The following is a 19,721-nucleotide window of genomic DNA, read 5'->3' on the forward strand; positions in this document are numbered from 1 at the left end:
ACAAAAATAGCAATAAATTGTATCCGTTCAGCAGAGTGGCAAAATAGGTAGACAAGGTGATCTAAAAAGATAATCATAGAGTAAATGTGAGGTAAGTCCTTAGAACCTGTTAAGGATCTCGAAAATATGAGGTAAAATAAGCATAGTTAAGAAAGAGGTATATCTATGCAAAAAAGCTATCCAAGCGATATAAGTCAAGAACAATTTGAAAAAATTAGACCAATACTGGAGAGTAGCAGAAAGAAAACAAAACCAAGGAAACTTGATTTGTATGATGTATTTTGTGCAGTGCTATATGTCCTAAAAAGCCCCTGCCAGTGGAGAATGCTGCCAAAAGATTTTCCGAGGTGGGAGAACGTGTATTACTATTTTCAAATGTGGAATAAAAAGAATGGAGCAGAACCAAGCTTGCTGGAAATAGTCTTAAAAAAAATTAGTTGGAGAGGTTCGTATCAGCAATGGTCGGAAAGAGAAAACCAGTTTCTGTATAATTGATGCCCAAAGCGTTAAAAACACAGATACTGCTGAAAAAAAGGGCTATGATGCAGGTAAAAAGATTTCAGGCATAAAGCGTCATATTGCAGTTGATACGCAAGGCTTGCCACACGCAATTCATATAACAACAGCAGAAGCAACTGATCGTAGCAGTGCTGTGGAAATGGTGGGAAAGGCTGAAAAAAACCTCTCTGAAGTTGAAAATATACTGGTTGATGCTGGCTATACAGGAGAAAATTTTGCAACTCAAATAAAAGCTACTATTGGTGCAACTGTTGAGGTAATAAAGCGGAGTGAATTACATTCTTTCGTTGTATTGCCAAAAAGATGGGTTGTTGAGCGATCTTTTGCTTGGTTGGAAAAATGTAGGCGTTTGTGGAAAAATTGCGAGCGGAAACTCAACACTAGCTTACAAATGGTTGTTCTTTCCTTCATTTCTATTCTATTGAGGAGATTTTAAACAGGTTCTTACAATAAATGGTGTCATCCAAGTAGCCGACACTGGGATCCAGAAAAAAGAATGGTGTCATTCCAGTGCTTGACACTGGAATCCAGCTTTTTCATAATCATTAAAACGTTGTATTTTTACATAAAACAGCTATTTTTATGCTCGCCAACTTAATAAAATTCCTGGATCCCAGTGTCAAGCACTGGGATGACACCCTCCTGATGGGCCAAAATCACAATGTTCGTACAGTTATGCATTTGTTGTGTAAATTACCTTTGCAAACAAATGTTCGTACATCTGTGTTTCACACACTTTGCTTCAATATTTGCACATTAGCCACTCCCTTGAACAGATACGATAAATTAGATTTAGGTGAGCTATAAGCTTTTATGAAATCTTTGAGTGCGTGCTGTGAAGTTTTATAAATTTTAGTCTTGCTGTCACTTTGTATAAAGGTATTTTTTCACTCACATCTTTCGAAGTTGTAGCCATGTTCAACAATTTTAAGTAGAATATTGTAGCATTTTGAAAATCTGAAAGTTTATCTAGAATAACAGCTAAATTATAAGTATAAAAAATATTGTTTTCATCGAGGGAAATAGCAGTTATCATATACTCTTTACCTTTTACATAATCCTCCTTTTTCATATAGATCATACCTAAATTTGCTAATAAAGGAGCATAATTTTTATGTATATCATACAATTTTAACATTTCACTCAACGCCAGATCAGGATTATATTGTGAGATTATCGTCAGAAAATTTTTTAATATGTAAGGGTTACTAGGGTGTTCTTTTAACAGTCTTGTGTAAATCTCTACAGCTTTTTTGTATTCTTTATTAGCGTAATAAATATTTCCCAATCCAATTAAAGCATTTTTATGATAAGGAAACTTTGCAATGATCTGATTAAGGAGAGAAATAGCTGTTTCATTATCTCCTGATTCAAAGGAATCTTTTGCTTTTTTTAAAGTAGAGTATATGTCAAAACTCTTGCCAGAATTCTGCGCAATTTTGATGTTAAATTTATCACTTTTTCTCTCAATAACATCAAGATCTTTATATTTTTTATCAGCTTTTATATGCTTGACAACACTATCAAAGGCCTTCTGTATCTCCAAATTTTCACTAGCATAGGTAACAGAAGACCTCCATAAAATCACAACGCAAATTAACATGCAGATAAACATAGGTCCTAGTGTTGTGGCATTGGCTGCAGCGTGTAACCAGTAAACCTTATTTCTTTGAGCTATATGCAACACATTACAAATTCATAAATGCTAAATTACCTATCTCATACAATAATAAAGATATTATTAATTAGCGGGACGAACATGCTGTGTAGCCTTTCAGAATGCATTTATCTTTTGTCTTCCATATTTCGCTTTATTTCCACAAAAATGCTTCAATTTATCTTAGTCTGGTAGAGACTCATGACCTTGAAACCAGCGATTTGGTCTCATAACCATAGTCTCCCCAAAAGAACCGTGCTTGCGGATTTCCCGCACACGGCTCCACAATACAGCGTTCACACTAGTGCTCCTGTGTATAAAGAAACATATACCTTTGGTTTTGGTAATGGATTTACTTTTAAATAGTGTATAAATTGTTCCCAATCCATACTTTTCTTTTGACTACGTCGGTTTATCCACTTAAATGCTAACTTTGTTACCGGTCGATAGAATTGAATCAAACACCGATAATTTCCGCTAACTCCGAAGTAGCTATAGTGTCCTGTTAGTTTGGCTTTAAGTTTCTGCCACCAATCTTTGAGACAGATACGACTTCGTACCATCTTCAACCATTCTTTGATTTCTTTAATCTTTCTGGCTAGGCTTATTTTTGAAGTTTTCTGCTTCATCATAAGTTTACCATTACGACTTTTTCCACAATAATGTGTAAATCCTAGAAAGTTGAAGCTAGCCGTCCTACGTTTCTCTCTTTCTGCTTGATACCATTCTTTCTTACCAAACTTTACTATTTTTGTTTTATTTTCAGCTATTTCCAACCCAAATTTACTTAGTCTTTGTTTCAGTAATTCTAGAAATTCTTTTGCGTCTTCTTCCCTCTCGCAGCCAACTACAAAATCGTCGCAAAACCTTATTAGCTGTAAATATCCTCTGGCTTTTGGCTTAAATTTCTTTTCAAACCATAAGTCCAGCACATAGTGTAAGTATATATTAGCTAATACAGGGCTTACTATACCACCTTGTGGTGTGCCTTGATCGGTTGCTTTATAACATCCAACTTCGACTATTCCTGCCTTTAGAAATCGTTTTATTAACCACAATAAATTTGGGTCAGCTATTCGTTCCCTTAGACAATTCATTAGCCATTTATGTTGAACATTATCAAAGAACTTCTTGATATCCACTTCTACAATATAGTTAATTGGTTTGTGCATAACTGCTTTATCTAGAGCGTTTATCGCCTGATGACAATTTCTTCCTGGTCGAAATCCATACGAGCTGTCCATAAAGTTTGCTTCATAAATATTTTCTAATATCTTCTTTAGCATTACCTGTACCAACTTATCTTCCGTTGATGGTATTCCGAGACCGCGCTTCTCTTTGCTCCCGGCTTTGGGTATGTATACCCTTTTCACTGGTAGCGGTTGATATTGTTTTCTCTTCATACTATCCACTAGTGTTTTAAGTTTCTCTTCTAGATTTTCTCCATAAGCTTCCACTGTCACACGATCTATACCACAAGCCTTGTTGCGTTTTAGTTCCTTATAACACTCTGCAAGATTCTCTTCATTAATCAAATGAACTAATGATGTAAATTTTACTCGCTTATCTTGCTTAGCCCTTACTGCTATCTGGTTTAGTTTTCCTTGCATACTCCTCCAATCTCTGTTGTATTGGTATAGCAATCCCTATACCAGTCACTATATTGCTAACCGCTTCCCCTTGTATGTGCCTTTCCCACACTCCGAGTACTATCAGTTAGTCCGACTTCCTTTGCATCTTCCTCCAGTCCTCGCCTTTATTGACTTGTTCCAGAGTACCCTTACAGGAATACAAAGGATCTCCCAAGTTCACGTAAGGTCCATCTCAACACATGACGCGGCCTTCGATCCCGATGAGGTGAGTAATATCTTGCCTTAGCGTTATTACCCATGTTGCCTTCCACCAAATGTAAAGTGTCAGCCCCCATGACGCGTGAATTACGGGACTCAATACCTTCACTTTCGTTGCACCCTATGTTGTCCATTCCATTAGCTTTACTACGCTCGTTACCTTACGCAGCATAATGGTTTGTTCCAGGTTGCCGGCTAAGCTTTACCCGTGTTGGATTTTCACCAACTGTTCCTTACGCACTTCTTGGCGCACACATAAAGCACCCTCCTACATTCGTTATACCTTTTTGTTAAGATACAGCAATTACACCATTTACTACATGCTTTACTTTAATTAATTATTAAAACAAGAGCATCATTTCCAGAGCTATATCTTTTTACCTTGATAATTCTTTTTTGACTTCCTCTTTAATTATCCCACTTATATTCACGTTAAGATCCCCTACCCAAAAATCAGTCATAGTTTCAAGATCGTATAGATCCTCTATTACTTTTTTAATAGCAGCATTTATTTCTTCTTCGTCAAATTCCTTTATAATAGGTCTAATCTTCACATACCCTGGAGAGCCTTTACCATAAATTCCTTTGCTTTTATTAATGCAGCCACCTGCACCAGATCTACTGCTTCTCAAACCACTTCCACACTCTACTGTTTCATACTTGATTTCACCATTTTCTATATATGCTATTTGATTGTCTTGTGTAGACTTCAGTTTATCTGCCTTTACAATTTTCTCCTCTAGCTTTAAATCTTGCTTATGAATTACTGTTTCCTCATAACCCTTACCACCGTATGTTCTATACTCACCTCCACCTGCAACAGTAATCAGTTGCTGGCAATGTTGCTTCTGCGAATTGCACATTTCTATGAAAACAGGTCCCCCGTCCTTATCTGAGAAGTTACTTTCCTGGTTACCCCCTCCCTCTGTGACTTGCACCTTAATTATAGGATAATTAGGATCGATTTTCAGTTTAGCTTTAATATAATCTCCTGGCATCCCTACTCTGCTTTCAGTAGAATGGCATTTTTGATTGTCACAGCCACTACCTTGTATATGACCTGCTTCACCACTTCCCCACGCTTCTATTTTAATACGATCAAATTTTATTGATAAGTCATCTGTATAAACATCTTTATTTTTATGATCATAGGATTTTTCATTATTTTTTTCAAGATCTGGTTTCTTATTTTTCAGATGTTCCTTGATTATCTCTTTTAATTTTTCTTTTAATTTCTTTTTGAGACCTTCTAAATCGAACCTACACAATTTATCAGCGTAAAAAACCTCTGTTCTGTTTGCTTTAATCAGTTGATCTTTTAATTGTGTACACTTTCGTACTTCATTTTTTTCATCTCTTAATACTTTACCATCCTTATCTTTACAATCCACTTCCTCATACCTTAAGTAGAATGGCTTATCATCTTCATTTTTATTCAAATATTGTTTTGAACGGCTACACTTTCCATCAAAGCAGATGCAACCATCATCACCTTGCTCACATCCTTCTTTATGCTCTACATCCGTCAATTTGTATACTACTTTCAGTCCTTCACCAGATTTTAATTTTTCGTCTATTTTGCTATCTTTCTTCACACAATAACTGCATTCTTCCTTCTTCTGCTCATTTTCATCAGGGAAGAAAACATACTCTTGCTTATTAAATATTATTTTATCCAACCTCTCTTGAGTTTCTTTCAAAGGGTAAACTATTTCCTTGCTTGGAAGATAATAGAACTGATTTGATTCCTTGGAGTAAACAGCATTGTATTTAGTATATCTTGTTCCCATTAATTTTAGTGGTATTATTTTATTTTCTCTTTTAAGAACAAACTCCTCTGGTTCTGGCTGCCATCCAGAAAGACAAAGCATTTTACTGTTAGAATTTCCTTTATACTTTACTTCTATTTCCGGCTGCCCAGAGTTATTAAATTCACATTGAATAGATTTGTCTTTTAACTTTTTCTCAAAATCATTAAAACTATAAAAACTTCCGCCTTTAGAACATTTAATTTGCACATCAGGAACATAGCCATATTCTTTCAGAACTTTAAATTGTTGCGGATTACTTTCTAATATACCTTCTATAATATTATCAATATTACTATCAGTTGTTTTTGCTACTATTGCTGGTTTTACTACTTTTAAAGATAGGGGGCCAATGTTTATAGGATGGTTGAGGTCAGTATTAACATTAAAAGTACAGGAACCATTACTATAGGTTCCATGTGCTTTAGCACAAGTGCTCTCACTCATCTTCATTTCTACTTTCAATGTATTTGCATTTACTATCTCCACTATCTCAGGTTCTGGAGCAGGTGGTGCAGGAAAACAGCGGATGAACTGTGGATTGTTTTCATCTATACTTTGAGTTCCAAGGTATTCAGCGCAGAGCTTATCTTTTTCTCTATAAGTTTTGAAGTAGTACGTGATGCCATCTTTGTCTAAAATAGAGCGCCACTCAGCTTTATTTTCTCCATACCCTTTAGGGAAATCTAATTTTTCTCCAATCTCTCCGTCTCTTCCTTTCAGATCACCAATGATTACCTTAACCTTAGGATTAAAGTAATCATTGTCTTTATCTGTTATAGGAACAATTCTAACTTGTGGAAGCGACATTGCAAGTTGTTCACAAAATGGAGGGGGGCCAGGTGCAAGTGGAACAGGAGCACATTTTACTGCCGTTTGGTAGCAGGTATCACAGACTTTTTCCATCTCCCCAGGACGGAAAATATTCTCACCCGAAAATACTCTAGAACCCCATGAAGAAATTCCTGACATACAAGCCCCTTTTTGACTGCAAGCACATATTTTAGGAGAGTTAGCGAATCTTCTTTTTTCCTCATCAGTAACACCGTCTGCCCATTCCCATTTAAGACCCCGAGCAATTTCTCCTCCAGCTTTTGTTTTATCTCCTTCCCAGTCGATAAAAGCTGCAGCAGAAACTCCAGCTCCTGTACCTTGCGTTCCATATATCTGGCGGCAGGATTCCCCACTTTGTAAGTCATAACAATAACTTTGTCCATCATAAGCACATACTCTAATTTTGGGATTAAAGTAACCATCAACTCCTTGATCTTTTATTGCTTGCACCTTAATTTCCTTTACCCAATCTCCACCAACTATTGCTTCCCACCAAGTATTACTTTCTACAAATGTTGGACAATCAGCATATCCTTGATACGAAAGACCAAGTATCAAAAAAAATATCAATAAGAAATTAAGCCTTACACTTCTCATAAAATACCGGTAACCACTCATTAACTTCTTCTCCTTTTTCTTTTATTGCCTCATACATATACTTTATAGTCTCTTTGTTAGCTGAAAGTACATGTATTTCTTGCATATCCTTCAAATCCAGATTTAAGGTTACTAATCCTTTGTACTGTTTTATCAAAAATAAACCTTCCTGTGTTGGCGTCTGCAGAATTATATTCAGCTCCTCTTTCGATAGAGAAAATGCCTTCATGTATAATCTATTTGCATTGACGTTCGGCATCAAGATTCTTGTATCAACATGTTTATCTAAATATTGAGTAAATTTGCTAGCAAATGCGAGATTTAAATTCTCAGTACTTAGGATTACTACAACATTTAGTTCCGTCATTCTTTGCATCCAGTTATCAAACTCTTTCTCTGTAGGAAAAATATTACTTATCTCCCATGCTTCATCCAAAACAAGTATTGCAGGCGAGCCATCACATTTTGCCTCAAAAGAATATAAAAAATAGTAAAGTATCACGGACATACATTCCTTTTGTTTTGTAAGGTTTGCGGTGTTGAGAGATATAATTTTTGTTTCCCAGTCAATATCTGATTCATCACCATCTTGAAATAAGTAAGCAAAGTCACCATCGTCACACCATCTACTTATCTTACCCCCAAGGAGCAAGAGCACCTCAGAAATTTGTGAAATAGAACGTGATTCCTTGGGTATAGCAAATATAGAATCCACAATTTTTCTTATCTTTTCTTCTACGTCCACCAAGCTCGTATCGGCTACCATTCTTCTGATCAGTTCAACCAACATATTGCGATTGGAAGCACTATCTTCAATGTTTAGTGGATTAAATTTTAGGCTTTTGTCCTTATATTTTGGATCGATTATGTAATATTTACCACTCACTGCTTTAGTAAAAATTATTGATTTTCCAGTGTTATCCAATATGACAATTCTTGGGTTAAACTTTCTTGATTCTGATAATAGAAAATTAATGAGTGAAGTTCTGCCTGAATTTGGAGCTCCGAGTATCGTAGTATGGCCATTATTTCTTTTTCCATGAAAATTAAAGAAGTAAGGATTTCCTTTTTTTGAAAAAAAAATCATTACCGCTTCTTTCCACCTTCTTCCTTTTAATGTACCTGACGTAAAATCGTGCAGCATAGCAAAGCTGCAAGCGTATTTTGTTAAGATATTTTTCGGTTGCGTAATAAAAGCAAAATTGCCTGGAAGTTGTGCCCAAAAATGACTTTCCATATGTAAATCAGTTCTAAACATCATGAAGCCAACTAATGACATTATAGAAGATAAATCACTAATACTTTCAGCTAACTTATTCCTATCATCTGCAAATATTGTAAAAATAATTTTCTGTTGGCAGAAGTCTATACTAGAGGTCTTTTCAAGCTCTATTATTTCTTCAATTCCTGAGCTTTTAAGTAAGGTATTATCCTCACTAATTTGCAGCATGTTGATTTGTTTTTTAAATTCTTTTATTGCTTTGTTATTACTAGTAAATATCATTATTTCTGTAATGATAAATTCAGATTCAAGCTGCAAGCATCTATCTATATTACCTAAAGAGATTTCCCGGTATTCTTTTATGCTGAAAATAGAGCCAAATTTCTGTTGATTTTCAAATATTGTTTGAAACGTATTGAAACCAAAAGCTATTTTAAAATTTCTAATATATTGCGACAGGTCCCTTTCATGTATTGGATAATCTTTGTGCGTTAATGTAACAATATAGTGGAGAAATTCTATCATTTCAGAATATATTTTACCTTCACTAAACCTTAGACTCAGTTTTTTAGCTCCAAAAGGTCCTAAATCATTTTGAATTACGTCAGTTATCTTTTGCAACTCCTGATGGCTTTCTTGTAAAGACAACTTATGCTTATTCTTTATTCTATTGAAAAAAAACGAATTATTAGTATGCTTGCCAAAATCGCTAAACAATATTACAATGTATAGTTCATTTATATACTGTAATTTACTATCAGTTAGTTTATTAAACCACGTTGAATGTAGGTTGTCAGAGAAGTCTTCAGTTTTATTCCATTTCAAGCTCAGTTTATTGCGCTTTCTAACGGTATGAATCCAAACGGTAAAACACAGGCTATTAATATTTTTTGATATGCTTTTTCTAATTTCAGTTCTGAGGTCGCTGTAGTTATCAACAGAAGAATAATCTTCTAACTTGATTATTTTTAACAATTCTCCCTGTTTTGTTAGTATGGTTTCTTCATCGTAATGACAAGCATAAGGAACAAAATCTAAATCAATGCTTTCTAGTAATGCTAAGTTGTTCTTTTTTTTAAGCTTAGAGTTAACTGTTGGTACTTTTAACTGCATATGCGTATTCAATAAAGATAATTAAAAAAGATAAAAATACTATCTTAATTTTTATCTTTTTTTTCGCTATCGGATTGTAATTTTATATCTTTTGCAAAGTTAAATTTTTCTTTTAAGTAGTCTGTTGCCTTTTCTGTACTACCGAACATCAGGACCAGTACACCAAACATTATCATAAAAAAGATTAGACCTCTGAACACTACTGCAAGTATCACTGCAGCTATACACAACCCTATGATTGTTGAAGGACTCATATTTTCTACAGTATCTTTAACTGAAAATGAAGAAATAAAATTTTTTACCGTTTCTTGTATACCCTTTAATTCATCACTCGCCGAACTTGCTTCGCTAGAATATGATGCAAAAATGAAACTTAATAAGGCTATAAAAACCAAAACTTTATTCAATTGAATGCGCATCAACTAAATACCTTTTAAACATTTCTTAAATATAACAACTTTTATATCAATAGGCAAGAACTGAATTCACTTATCCACTACAAGTAACACATATTTAATTTTTACAGACGTGAACATGCTGTAAGCTCTTTATCATCAACAAGAGGACTCACATTAATGGATGTTAATTTACTTGATAGGAAGTTTGAATGCAATTCAGCTACTGCTGCTATAGCAAACACTGCAGCCATAGCAAGTAGTCCTGCTCCTATCAATCCTGATGTCATTGCTCCTGCAACAATGCACCCTATTGTGGAGAGAGCACAACCTGCTACAAGTGCAACGTGAAGATTTCTGTTATTGGGTTGGTTTTTAAGTAGGATATCTTTCTTAACTTGATCTGGATTTGCTTGACCATCTGAGTTTTCATTTTCTTGCATTTTTGGCTCTTTTTTTACAGTCTGCTCTGGCTGCACTTGAGTCTCGTTTTCTTTTGGGGATTCCAAATTTGATTCTAATAACTCAGTTTTTTCTCCACCCTCTGGTTGTAAGCCATTATCTTCTTCAACAGAGCTCAATGTTGAGTTTAAACTTTCCTCAGATGAAGTGCTTGCTATTGATGTTAAACTGTTTTTTCTACTATTTATTGGTGATATCGAGTTTTTTTCACTCAGTCCAGGTGAGTTTATTCCACTATCTGAACCACTACCGTTACCAAGCTTAGGAGTTTTTATATTCTTCTTTAATTGCTCCATAACTTTACTATATTTTCTAGATACCTCTTTCGGAATATCTAATTGGCCAAGTATTTTAGTATCACCACTTTTTTTCTCAGCTACATTCAAGGGTGTTTCTTGTGTGTTGTTTTGCTCTTCAATATGTCCTAGCTGCATTTGATCTTCAATATTTTCTTCAACAGCATTTGGTATTGAGCTTACACTGCTGCTCCTTTTAGTAATCCCTGAAATTATTTCTAATATTTTCCCTCTTCTTGTTGGTGATCTTTGTAATTGTTCTCTTTCATTGTTAGATACTGAAAGCTCGACCTCTAATTTCATTACTTCTGTTTCCAACACTGGAAGAAATTTTTTGGTGTAATAATTATAAGATTCTTCTTGCTCTTTCAGAGGTTGTCCGGAAACTAGTAAATTCAAGCATATTCCCTCTTTAACATAACCCTACTCATAGCTAGGTATATGAAATTCTCAGTGGATGTTGTGAGTAAATCATACTCCTTCGATAGCCTTCTATTCCTATTAACCCAAGCAAAAGTCCTTTCTACAACCCATCTTCTTGGCTGTACTTTAAACCCTTGTTCTCTTGTTGGTAGTAGCTCAGGTGGCGTATCTTTGTGCACCCAAAATCTACATGGAGGCCTTTTAACAATTTCAATATCTATGTCATATTCTTCCTTTATGTGATTCTTTAAATTTCTTCCTTGGTATCCCATGTCAGCCCACATTTTTTTAACTTTAGTATATTTTGTTCTCATATTGTTTAATGCTATTTTAATACCATCTCTATCATTTTCGTTAGCAGCGCCTACGTAACAACCTAGTATAAAACCCTGAGTGTCTGTAATTATATGCCTTTTTCTACCCTTTACTTTTTTACTTCCATCATAGCCTTTGATCCCCCCTTTTCTGTAGTCTTTACAGATTGACTATCTACTATACAGGCACTCGGCTGCTCATTCCTTCCTATTTTTCTTCTACTATATTTTGTAATTTCATAATTCATTTTCTCAAAAATTCCCTGCTTCTTCCATTGCCTGAACTGCTCATACACAGTCTTCCATAGCGGAAAATCATTTGGTAAATACCGCCATTGACACCCTGTACGCAATACATAGAAAATTGCTTCTAATATTTCTTTTTTGCTATACTTTGGCGGCCTTCCTCCTTTCTTGTATGATACTCTGAAGTGTTTTTCTATTCTTGCCCATTCCCTTTCGCTTAGATCTGTTGGATACTTTTTTCTCATCTTTACCCCGTACTAAAATTTCAGATATTATAGCCTTTTACTTGTTTCCGGACAACCTCTTATTATAATTATCACAAAAGTGTAGAAAGTAATACTTATGATCCTGAAAATTTCAGTGTAAAAATGATAAATATAGATGTGAGCAAAATCGATAAATTCTACCTCATTGCAGAACAAGGTGATATAATCATTCATCCTATTTGGGAAAATTTAGACATATTTTAAAGTTTTTTTTAGAGTATCTAAGCTTATTGTTATTATAATGATCCGATTAGGTCTGGTAGTATTGTGTTATGGAAGATAAATTGCTTGAATCAGTAAAAAACAAAAGTTATTTCAGTAAAGCAGTCGAATGGTACTGCCATAGGTATCTGTTTTGTGTAGCAGAAAGATCTTGGATGGCATTAATAGTATCGCTTCTCCTAGTATGCTTATGTTTATTAACATTAAACATATACCTGTTATTTCCTATTAAAAAAGATTTAAATTTTGTGAAGTATATGAACCACACAGAAGATGAGTTCTCTGCAATGCATAAGCTTAGTTTCAGTAAAAAGGAAGATGAATACACTTCCACAGCGAGGTACTTAATAAGTAAATACATTGAAATATACGAGTCCATTAAGATCGTTGAACCGAAGTACCAAGAAAATTTTATAAGAAACAATTCTATACATAAAATCTATCAAGGCTTTCAGGAAAAAACGAATAATGAAGCTGGTAATTTGTCTTTATCTAAAAGAAAAATCGCCAACATAAATGTAATAACATTATCTATTGATCGATCGACCAAGGACTTAGTTACATTTGCTGGAAATGCTACTGTAGTTTTTACAACCGAGCAAAATAAGGAGGATACTGTGGAGATTAGCTTCACTTTGTCGAATATAAAAGCAACTCTGGCTGGTATAATACCATTTAAATTTATTGTTAATGGTTATAAATACAGATTTTAAAATATTACTTGGTAGCTAAAAAAAATAACCAAAGTGCACATAGCAGTAATAACTGGAGGTAAAACTAGAAGAATTGGTGTTTTTTTAATAAAGTAATTCTGAGAAGGTTTTAAGAAAAAGGCGTTGTAAATTATCGGTAAAAAGTACAGAGCGTTGAGTATAGTACTAACAATTAACACTAGAGTTACAAACACAGAAAGTATTACATTGCCAGAGTTGAAAACAGCTTGAAAAATGAGAAATTTACCCCAAAAAGTCGGAGCAGGCGGCACCCCTATCATAGACAATGCACCTATAGCAAATGCTGTCATGCTAATTGGCATACTGCGTCCTATACCGTAAATCTTATCTATATATTTCTCACCTGCTCTCGTTATTATTGCTCCGGCAACGAAAAACAAAGTGATTTTTGCAAATGCGTGGCAAACTAATTGAAAAATTGCAACCCTCATGCTGAGATCACTAAAAATTGAAGCGAATAATATAATATACGACAATTGAGAGATGGTAGAGTAAGCAAGCAATTTCTTTAATTCTTTTTGCTTTAGTGCAATCAATGATGCAGTAATAATAGTAAATCCAGCAGCGTACGGAAGCCACCCTCCAGCAAACCAATTTTGCTGCACAAAACGTTGCATATTATCGACGCCGAAAGTGTATAATATAACTTTTATGATGATGAAAACTCCGGATTTCACAACAGCAACAGCGTGCAGTAGTGCACTCACAGGAGTTGGTGCAACCATTGCTTTTGGTAACCAAAAATGCATTGGCATTAATGCAGCTTTTCCTATTCCGTAAATCAGCATAGCAAAACACACTGCAATGAAAGTGATGAGTGAAGTATCAAATTTGAATATTCCACCGCTTACAAAGTCTAAAGTATGAAATTCATGATATAAAAGGCCTATTGCAGGAAAAAATAATACCAAAGAAGAGAAAAATAGCACGCCAAAGTAATAGCGTCCTGCAATCATTGATTCATTTGTTGAGTTGTAAGTAACCAGAGGGTATGTACTAATAGTTAGAAGCTCATAAAAGACAAATGTAGTGAGCAAGTCTCCAGAAAAAGCAATAAACATTGCACAGCCAATCGATATTGAAAAAAAGCATAGAAAACTTGAGTGATTGCTATCAGCATAGTTATTCTGCATATAACATATTGCATATATACTGGTCAGCACCCATAAAAACGATATTAATAAACTGAATATTACTCCGGTAGACTCTAGCTTTAAACTAATGTGCAAATTATTACCAAAATCCATGAGAATAAATTGAGAATGATCACCATATACCCAATATAAAGTGCACAGACACGTATACGTAAACAGAAGTACAGAAGAAGTGACAGTAATACTATTGTTCACTCCGGGCCATTTACCAGTAAAAAAAATAACTAACGCACTTAAAAGTGGAATCAACGCAGTAATTAATAAATAATTCTCAGTAATTGAAAATGGTAAGGAAAGAGACGTTAAAACACAGTCCATTAAATAATTCATCTTTTTGTTTAGGTAAAGCTAGAATTATACTAAAATCATAGAAAAACCGCTATGTTTTTTTGGCAAACTAGTCGTTTGTGTATGCTATAGCTATACTGCGATTCATTCCACAACTGTACGAACATTTGTTTTTGTTAAACACAACAAAGATGTCATCCCAGTGCCCTGACTACTTGGATCCAGGAAAGTTTGCTTGTGAGCAAGCAAACTAGCATAGAAAAACGTTTTCGATGAGATTGCAGAAAACCAGTGTCTGTACAACTAGTACAACATTGCATAATTTTATTATGCCCATTTTGATCGAAATTTGCAAGACTTTTTATGCGAAATACTATGTATAAGTGATTGTGGTTGATTTCAATTTGATGAATTAACATTCTAATAATATTTTGCTTAGTCTGCCAATCTACCAGATCAAGTTTTGATTCAATACTTGAGGAAAAGTTTTGCAAGCTATCTGTAACAAGGCTCAATTCTTGTTGTAACTTCTTTTGATCGAGTGTTCTTTCTTTTTCTTCTTCAATTTCTTTCAAATGCTGTTTCATTGTTGTAATTCTTGGCTCAAATTCTTCTTGGCTTATAAAACCTTTGGCATAGCTATCAATAAATTTTTTGATACTCAATCTTAACTTACTTTCCTGCTTTTCACGTGTTTGATTATGTAGAGGTTTTTTGTTCTCTGACAATCTACGTTGATATTCATTTGCAATCCTATCTGGCTCTTTTAATATACTCTTAACTTCTTCCCATATAACTGTATCGAGTACATCAGTACGTATTGATTTATTGTCACATACTCTGTTGCCATTAAACCTGGAGCCAGAACAACGGTAGTAAGAATAACGTTGATTTTTACTATATGCACCACAATAAGTATATTGGCAGCGCTGACATACTGTTAAACTCCGCAACAAAAACGTTTCTTTTCTTTCCCGTACTCTTGCTCTTTGTCTATTTTCAGTTAGCTGTACTTGCACTGAATCAAATAAATTATCACTGATTATTTTTGGCACTGAAACATAAATCCAGTTCTCTTTATCATTACTAAAATGACCATTTTTGAGTCTACCACAAGTTCCTTTTTTTGACTTTCTTACTTGTGGTTTCGAGCATGCCTTAGTTTTACCATAAGCTGCTCGTCCTATATAAGCAGGATTTTTTAACATTTTCCAGATAGTACTTCTTTTCCAACGTTCTTTTCCTGTTTGTGTTATTACCGGTATCTCGCTAAGTCTACGTATAACTTCATTGATGCTTACTCTTTCTTGGCCAATCCAATTAAATATTTTGCACACTACATCCGCTTCTTCTTGATTAATTTCAAACTGAGCACTTCCTTCACCTACATGTTTTGCTATGTAGCGATAACCATAAGGTGCATTACTCATTACGCTTATGCGACCAGTTTTAGCTGCATGAAGTTTTCCCCTGCGATTACGTTCCATAATTTTTGCACGCTCATACTCTGCTACTAATCCTTGAATTCCTAAAAACATATTAGATTCTGGGTTATCCTCAAATTTATGATTTAAGAAAATAACCTCTGATCCTGCTTTTCTAAACTCTTCGAGTAAGAGCGCTTGGTATGCAGATTTCCGTGATAGCCGATCAGGTGAATGAATGTATATCTTATCAATCTTACCTTCTGCTACTCTATCACGTAAACTCTCTAAGCCAGGACGTTCTAAATTTGATCCACTATAACCATTATCGACAAACTTATGCTCATCTAATAACTCATGTCCATCACTACTAATGCGACGCTCCAACTCTACAATCTGACTCTCTATTGTATTCTCCTGTGCCTGTTGTCTTGATGAAACTCTTGCATACAAGCTTACTGTTACCATTTTCTTCTACCTCCTTTATTTTATATTTCAATAATTGTTCATAAGCATTTGCCAAATATGTACTCGCCAATCTGTGAGGTTCATAACGGCAATAAATAGTTAAATCCCCTTTTTGCATGTTTTTCTTCCTGTGAATTTTTTTATAAGGTTAGGAGACTTCTATTAAACTAAACACCTTATTTAAGAAAGCTATCTAGTTCACACAAATTCTCCTTAATTCAATATACAAGATTTGAAAAAATTATGTCCAAAAAATCTTTGCTCGAATTGTCATATTATGTATAATATGGCTTATTTAATCTGTTATGAATATTCATCCAAGTTACAAATTTTGGGAGAGTGATTTAGAAGTTCCCGTTAATCTTTTACTAGATCGCTTTCAAGATTTAGAATTACGTAGACTATGGCTTGATTCTCTTTCTGGTAGACAATTGAGTATCATTTTTCAGCATTGCTTTAAAAATCATTTAAATGGACAACTTTTTCAAGACGGAGACTACGATGATAGATCCACTCAACAAAAACGTAAGATACTTGCCAGTTACTCTGACTCTCTTTTTAACTATTATCTCATTAGCTACTTTGATCGTACGAAACTTGAAGCTACAGTCAGTGAAGTAGCAAGATTTGCTCTGACTGAGAAGTTAATGAGATCGTATCTGATAAAAAATAATACTAAGAGGTTGTCCGGAAACAAGTAAAAGGCTATAATATCTGAAATTTTAGTACGGGGTAAAGATGAGAAAAAAGTATCCAACAGATCTAAGCGAAAGGGAATGGGCAAGAATAGAAAAACACTTCAGAGTATCATACAAGAAAGGAGGAAGGCCGCCAAAGTATAGCAAAAAAGAAATATTAGAAGCAATTTTCTATGTATTGCGTACAGGGTGTCAATGGCGGTATTTACCAAATGATTTTCCGCTATGGAAGACTGTGTATGAGCAGTTCAGGCAATGGAAGAAGCAGGGAATTTTTGAGAAAATGAATTATGAAATTACAAAATATAGTAGAAGAAAAATAGGAAGGAATGAGCAGCCGAGTGCCTGTATAGTAGATAGTCAATCTGTAAAGACTACAGAAAAGGGGGGATCAAAGGCTATGATGGAAGTAAAAAAGTAAAGGGTAGAAAAAGGCATATAATTACAGACACTCAGGGTTTTATACTAGGTTGTTACGTAGGCGCTGCTAACGAAAATGATAGAGATGGTATTAAAATAGCATTAAACAATATGAGAACAAAATATACTAAAGTTAAAAAAATGTGGGCTGACATGGGATACCAAGGAAGAAATTTAAAGAATCACATAAAGGAAGAATATGACATAGATATTGAAATTGTTAAAAGGCCTCCATGTAGATTTTGGGTGCACAAAGATACGCCACCTGAGCTACTACCAACAAGAGAACAAGGGTTTAAAGTACAGCCAAGAAGATGGGTTGTAGAAAGGACTTTTGCTTGGGTTAATAGGAATAGAAGGCTATCGAAGGAGTATGATTTACTCACAACATCCACTGAGAATTTCATATACCTAGCTATGAGTAGGGTTATGTTAAAGAGGGAATATGCTTGAATTTACTAGTTTCCGGACAACCTCTAATACCAATTCCCATTACACGGCAAACAGATGGACAAAGATGGAAGAAAAGCCATAATGAAGTAAGTAAAATAGTTGAGGTATAAATGGCATTAAGATCAAAATTATTGGATGAAAAAGTAGTAGAATCAGCAAAAGAAATGCTGAAGAAAGTAAGGAATAATGCATATGTTTCAAAAAAACTAAATGCTGTAATTGCAGCAAAAAAGTACAGTATAACGGCTGTAGCAAAAATATATTGCATTTCAAGAAGCGCACTAACTTCGTGGGTAAAACTCTTGAAATTTGGCAGAGAAGAAAAACTGTTTGCTCCTCCACAACGCCGTAGAAAAACTAAATTAAATCAGGTTCAACTACAGCAAATTGAAGAGTGGATAGAAGAAAATCCTAATATTACCATTAAAGAAATGAGAATAAGAATCCAGGAAAAGTTCAGATTAAATATCAGCAAATCTACAGTACACCGCTATATGCAAAAGATGAAATTCTCATATATTACACCAAGACCAGTTCATAATGGACAAGATAAAAGCAAACAAGAGGAATTCAAAAAAAAATCTCAATGGAGCTATTAGCAAGTATCCAGAAAAAGAGCTATTTTTCTTTGATGAATCACGGTTTGGCACACATTCAAAGGTTGGACATGGGTGGTTTAAAAAGGGGATTAGAACACAGGTTAAAACAAAATTAGGTAGGCAAAATTTCTATCTCTATAGTGCGGTTAATCCTAGAAATGGAGAGAGTTCTAGCTTATTTGCACCAAATGTCAACACTGATTGCATGAACATATTTCTTGAGCAGATGTCGCAATATCTAGAAACACGAGAGGCTTTTCTTGTTATGGATTGTGCTAGTTGGCATAGGTCAAAAAATTTAAAGGTACCTAAAAATATCGATATTATATACCTACCTCCGTACTCACCTGAGCTAAATCCTGTTGAGAGGCTTTGGTTATATATAAAACAGAACATTTTGCGCAATAAAATATACGATACAATTGCTCTGCTTGAGGGTGCTTTGTGCAAATTTATTACTTCTCTTGCCAGCTCCACAATTAAACAACTCTGCAATGTCTCCTATTTGACTGGCCAACAATGAGAGTTGGTATTAATAGTAGAATGTCTACGTTATTTGTTATAAAAGATTTCTATGTATTCAAATATGGTAGTTCTGGTTTGTTGAGCGAGAAGTATCAATAAGCAGCTCCCTTTTAAGTGAACTTTTCTGCAACAGAGTTATCGTAACAACAGCCCTTATGGCTCATGCTGGAAATGATGTTTTTTGTATTCAATAGAAATTGGTAATTTTGAGAGGTATACTGTGACCCTTGATCGCTATGTAACAGCAGATTTTTATCGGGTTTGCGTTTATCAACGGCCATCAATAAAGAATCTATAACTAATTATCATGTTACTCATTAACCACCATGCGTGAATATAGGTCAATTATTGCCGCCAACAACCTTCTTTAGTTTTTATGTAGGTAATCCCAAACTTTATTTGGCTGATCAGTAGTAAAATTTTGATCCAATGTGTTCGGAGCCACAACTCGGTTGCTTATTTGCTGTTTTTTATTTTTGAACCTTCGTCTAAACTTGGCTTTAATGCCATTTTCTTGCATAACACTTTGTACTGTTTTAATTTTTGCCTAAAGCTTTTAATTCAGCGTGAATTTTAGGGGCTCCATATCTGCATTTAGAAGCTTGATGTATTTTTTGAATATCTGCTAGAAGCCCTTCTTTTGCTAATTCTTTACTGCTTTTTTCCTTAGCAACCCATACCACCAGTACAAAACCCTACATAGTTCCTGTGTTTTATAGCAATTTCTATATAAA

Annotated in this window: 16 protein-coding genes and 1 pseudogene; 5 read left to right on the forward strand and 12 right to left on the reverse strand. The window is 34.6% G+C overall.

The window, feature by feature from the left end:
- Nucleotides 1-165 precede the first annotated feature (165 nt).
- A protein-coding gene (locus tag ABWU74_RS05335) for an IS5 family transposase (protein WP_353289218.1) occupies nucleotides 166-955 on the forward strand; the annotation gives its coding sequence in 2 pieces (ribosomal slippage) (nucleotides 166-426 and nucleotides 428-955; 789 coding nt in all).
- A gap of 375 nt (nucleotides 956-1,330) precedes the next feature.
- Here ABWU74_RS05335 and ABWU74_RS05340 read toward each other — a convergent pair.
- From ABWU74_RS05340 to ABWU74_RS05375, 8 genes are all read right to left on the reverse strand, one after another.
- Nucleotides 1,331-2,206 carry a tetratricopeptide repeat protein gene (locus ABWU74_RS05340; RefSeq protein WP_010082043.1) on the reverse strand — a complete coding sequence of 292 codons (876 nt, stop codon included), beginning with the start codon at nucleotides 2,204-2,206 and terminating at the stop codon, nucleotides 1,331-1,333.
- Between the two features lie 266 nt (nucleotides 2,207-2,472).
- The gene (gene ltrA, locus ABWU74_RS05345; protein WP_006280268.1) at nucleotides 2,473-3,786 is read right to left on the reverse strand and encodes a group II intron reverse transcriptase/maturase; all 1,314 of its coding nucleotides are present in this window, start codon (nucleotides 3,784-3,786) and stop codon (nucleotides 2,473-2,475) included.
- On the reverse strand, nucleotides 3,749-3,877 hold the full coding sequence (locus ABWU74_RS05350) for a hypothetical protein (RefSeq protein ID WP_353289250.1): 129 nt from the start codon (nucleotides 3,875-3,877) through the stop codon (nucleotides 3,749-3,751). The genes ltrA and ABWU74_RS05350 overlap by 38 nt, the downstream gene beginning before the upstream one ends.
- Nucleotides 3,878-4,403: 526 nt before the next feature.
- Complete coding sequence (locus tag ABWU74_RS05355) at nucleotides 4,404-7,265, reverse strand: hypothetical protein (protein WP_182282585.1); 2,862 nt, start codon at nucleotides 7,263-7,265, stop codon at nucleotides 4,404-4,406.
- Nucleotides 7,246-9,600, reverse strand: a complete 2,355-nt coding sequence (locus ABWU74_RS05360; RefSeq protein ID WP_010082026.1) for a hypothetical protein — start codon at nucleotides 9,598-9,600, stop codon at nucleotides 7,246-7,248. Before ABWU74_RS05360 ends, ABWU74_RS05355 begins: the two co-directional genes overlap by 20 nt.
- 44 nt (nucleotides 9,601-9,644) lie before the next feature.
- Nucleotides 9,645-10,019 carry a hypothetical protein gene (locus tag ABWU74_RS05365; protein ID WP_022626145.1) on the reverse strand — a complete coding sequence of 125 codons (375 nt, stop codon included), beginning with the start codon at nucleotides 10,017-10,019 and terminating at the stop codon, nucleotides 9,645-9,647.
- A 101-nt stretch (nucleotides 10,020-10,120) separates the two neighbouring features.
- Complete coding sequence (locus tag ABWU74_RS05370; RefSeq protein WP_353289256.1) at nucleotides 10,121-11,152, reverse strand: hypothetical protein; 1,032 nt, start codon at nucleotides 11,150-11,152, stop codon at nucleotides 10,121-10,123.
- Nucleotides 11,149-11,981 (reverse strand): IS5-like element ISWpi1 family transposase gene (locus ABWU74_RS05375; protein WP_209472412.1). Its coding sequence is split into 2 segments (ribosomal slippage): nucleotides 11,149-11,612 and nucleotides 11,612-11,981, totalling 834 coding nucleotides; the frame shifts between segments, so codons are not numbered across the junction. Before ABWU74_RS05375 ends, ABWU74_RS05370 begins: the two co-directional genes overlap by 4 nt.
- Before the next feature lie 293 nt (nucleotides 11,982-12,274).
- Here ABWU74_RS05375 and ABWU74_RS05380 point away from each other — a divergent pair.
- Entirely contained in the window at nucleotides 12,275-12,937 is a 663-nt protein-coding gene (locus tag ABWU74_RS05380) for a hypothetical protein (RefSeq protein WP_010082435.1), read from the forward strand.
- On the opposite strand, the gene ABWU74_RS05385 is transcribed toward ABWU74_RS05380, so the two are convergent.
- Entirely contained in the window at nucleotides 12,934-14,430 is a 1,497-nt protein-coding gene (locus ABWU74_RS05385) for a proton-conducting transporter membrane subunit (RefSeq protein ID WP_010962853.1), read from the reverse strand. The genes ABWU74_RS05380 and ABWU74_RS05385 overlap by 4 nt on opposite strands.
- A gap of 164 nt (nucleotides 14,431-14,594) precedes the next feature.
- Nucleotides 14,595-16,292 carry a recombinase family protein gene (locus ABWU74_RS05390; RefSeq protein WP_353289257.1) on the reverse strand — a complete coding sequence of 566 codons (1,698 nt, stop codon included), beginning with the start codon at nucleotides 16,290-16,292 and terminating at the stop codon, nucleotides 14,595-14,597.
- Between the two features lie 305 nt (nucleotides 16,293-16,597).
- Between ABWU74_RS05390 and ABWU74_RS05395 the strand changes: the two genes are divergently transcribed.
- The 3 genes and pseudogenes from ABWU74_RS05395 to ABWU74_RS05405 all read left to right on the forward strand — a co-directional run bounded on the left by ABWU74_RS05395 (nucleotide 16,598) and on the right by ABWU74_RS05405 (nucleotide 18,985).
- On the forward strand, nucleotides 16,598-16,993 hold the full coding sequence (locus tag ABWU74_RS05395) for a hypothetical protein (RefSeq protein ID WP_353289258.1): 396 nt from the start codon (nucleotides 16,598-16,600) through the stop codon (nucleotides 16,991-16,993).
- Between the two features lie 37 nt (nucleotides 16,994-17,030).
- Nucleotides 17,031-17,863 (forward strand): annotated as a pseudogene (locus ABWU74_RS05400) (IS5 family transposase).
- A gap of 110 nt (nucleotides 17,864-17,973) precedes the next feature.
- A protein-coding gene (locus tag ABWU74_RS05405; protein WP_094745768.1) for an IS630 family transposase occupies nucleotides 17,974-18,985 on the forward strand; the annotation gives its coding sequence in 2 pieces (ribosomal slippage) (nucleotides 17,974-18,435 and nucleotides 18,437-18,985; 1,011 coding nt in all).
- Nucleotides 18,986-19,097: 112 nt separating this feature from the next.
- On the opposite strand, the gene ABWU74_RS05410 is transcribed toward ABWU74_RS05405, so the two are convergent.
- Both ABWU74_RS05410 and ABWU74_RS05415 read right to left on the reverse strand, forming a co-directional pair.
- Complete coding sequence (locus ABWU74_RS05410) at nucleotides 19,098-19,268, reverse strand: DDE-type integrase/transposase/recombinase (protein ID WP_080717647.1); 171 nt, start codon at nucleotides 19,266-19,268, stop codon at nucleotides 19,098-19,100.
- A 255-nt stretch (nucleotides 19,269-19,523) separates the two neighbouring features.
- The gene (locus tag ABWU74_RS05415) at nucleotides 19,524-19,670 is read right to left on the reverse strand and encodes an IS3 family transposase (RefSeq protein ID WP_080717648.1); all 147 of its coding nucleotides are present in this window, start codon (nucleotides 19,668-19,670) and stop codon (nucleotides 19,524-19,526) included.
- Between the last annotated feature and the right edge of the window lie 51 nt (nucleotides 19,671-19,721).

Source organism: Wolbachia endosymbiont (group A) of Paraperithous gnathaulax, assembly GCF_964028485.1.
Taxonomy (GTDB): Bacteria; Pseudomonadota; Alphaproteobacteria; order Rickettsiales; family Anaplasmataceae; genus Wolbachia; species Wolbachia pipientis.

Excerpts from the sequence above, each read along its gene's own strand:
- ltrA (WP_006280268.1), bottom strand. The coding sequence starts at position 3,786 with ATGCAAGGAAAACTAAACCAGATAGCAGTAAGGGCTAAGCAAGATAAG.
- ABWU74_RS05355 (WP_182282585.1), bottom strand. The coding sequence starts at position 7,265 with ATGAGAAGTGTAAGGCTTAATTTCTTATTGATATTTTTTTTGATACTT.
- ABWU74_RS05360 (WP_010082026.1), bottom strand. The coding sequence starts at position 9,600 with ATGCAGTTAAAAGTACCAACAGTTAACTCTAAGCTTAAAAAAAAGAAC.
- ABWU74_RS05365 (WP_022626145.1), bottom strand. The coding sequence starts at position 10,019 with ATGCGCATTCAATTGAATAAAGTTTTGGTTTTTATAGCCTTATTAAGT.
- ABWU74_RS05380 (WP_010082435.1), top strand. The coding sequence starts at position 12,275 with ATGGAAGATAAATTGCTTGAATCAGTAAAAAACAAAAGTTATTTCAGT.
- ABWU74_RS05385 (WP_010962853.1), bottom strand. The coding sequence starts at position 14,430 with ATGGACTGTGTTTTAACGTCTCTTTCCTTACCATTTTCAATTACTGAG.
- ABWU74_RS05390 (WP_353289257.1), bottom strand. The coding sequence starts at position 16,292 with ATGGTAACAGTAAGCTTGTATGCAAGAGTTTCATCAAGACAACAGGCA.
- ABWU74_RS05395 (WP_353289258.1), top strand. The coding sequence starts at position 16,598 with ATGAATATTCATCCAAGTTACAAATTTTGGGAGAGTGATTTAGAAGTT.
- ABWU74_RS05410 (WP_080717647.1), bottom strand. The coding sequence starts at position 19,268 with ATGGCCGTTGATAAACGCAAACCCGATAAAAATCTGCTGTTACATAGC.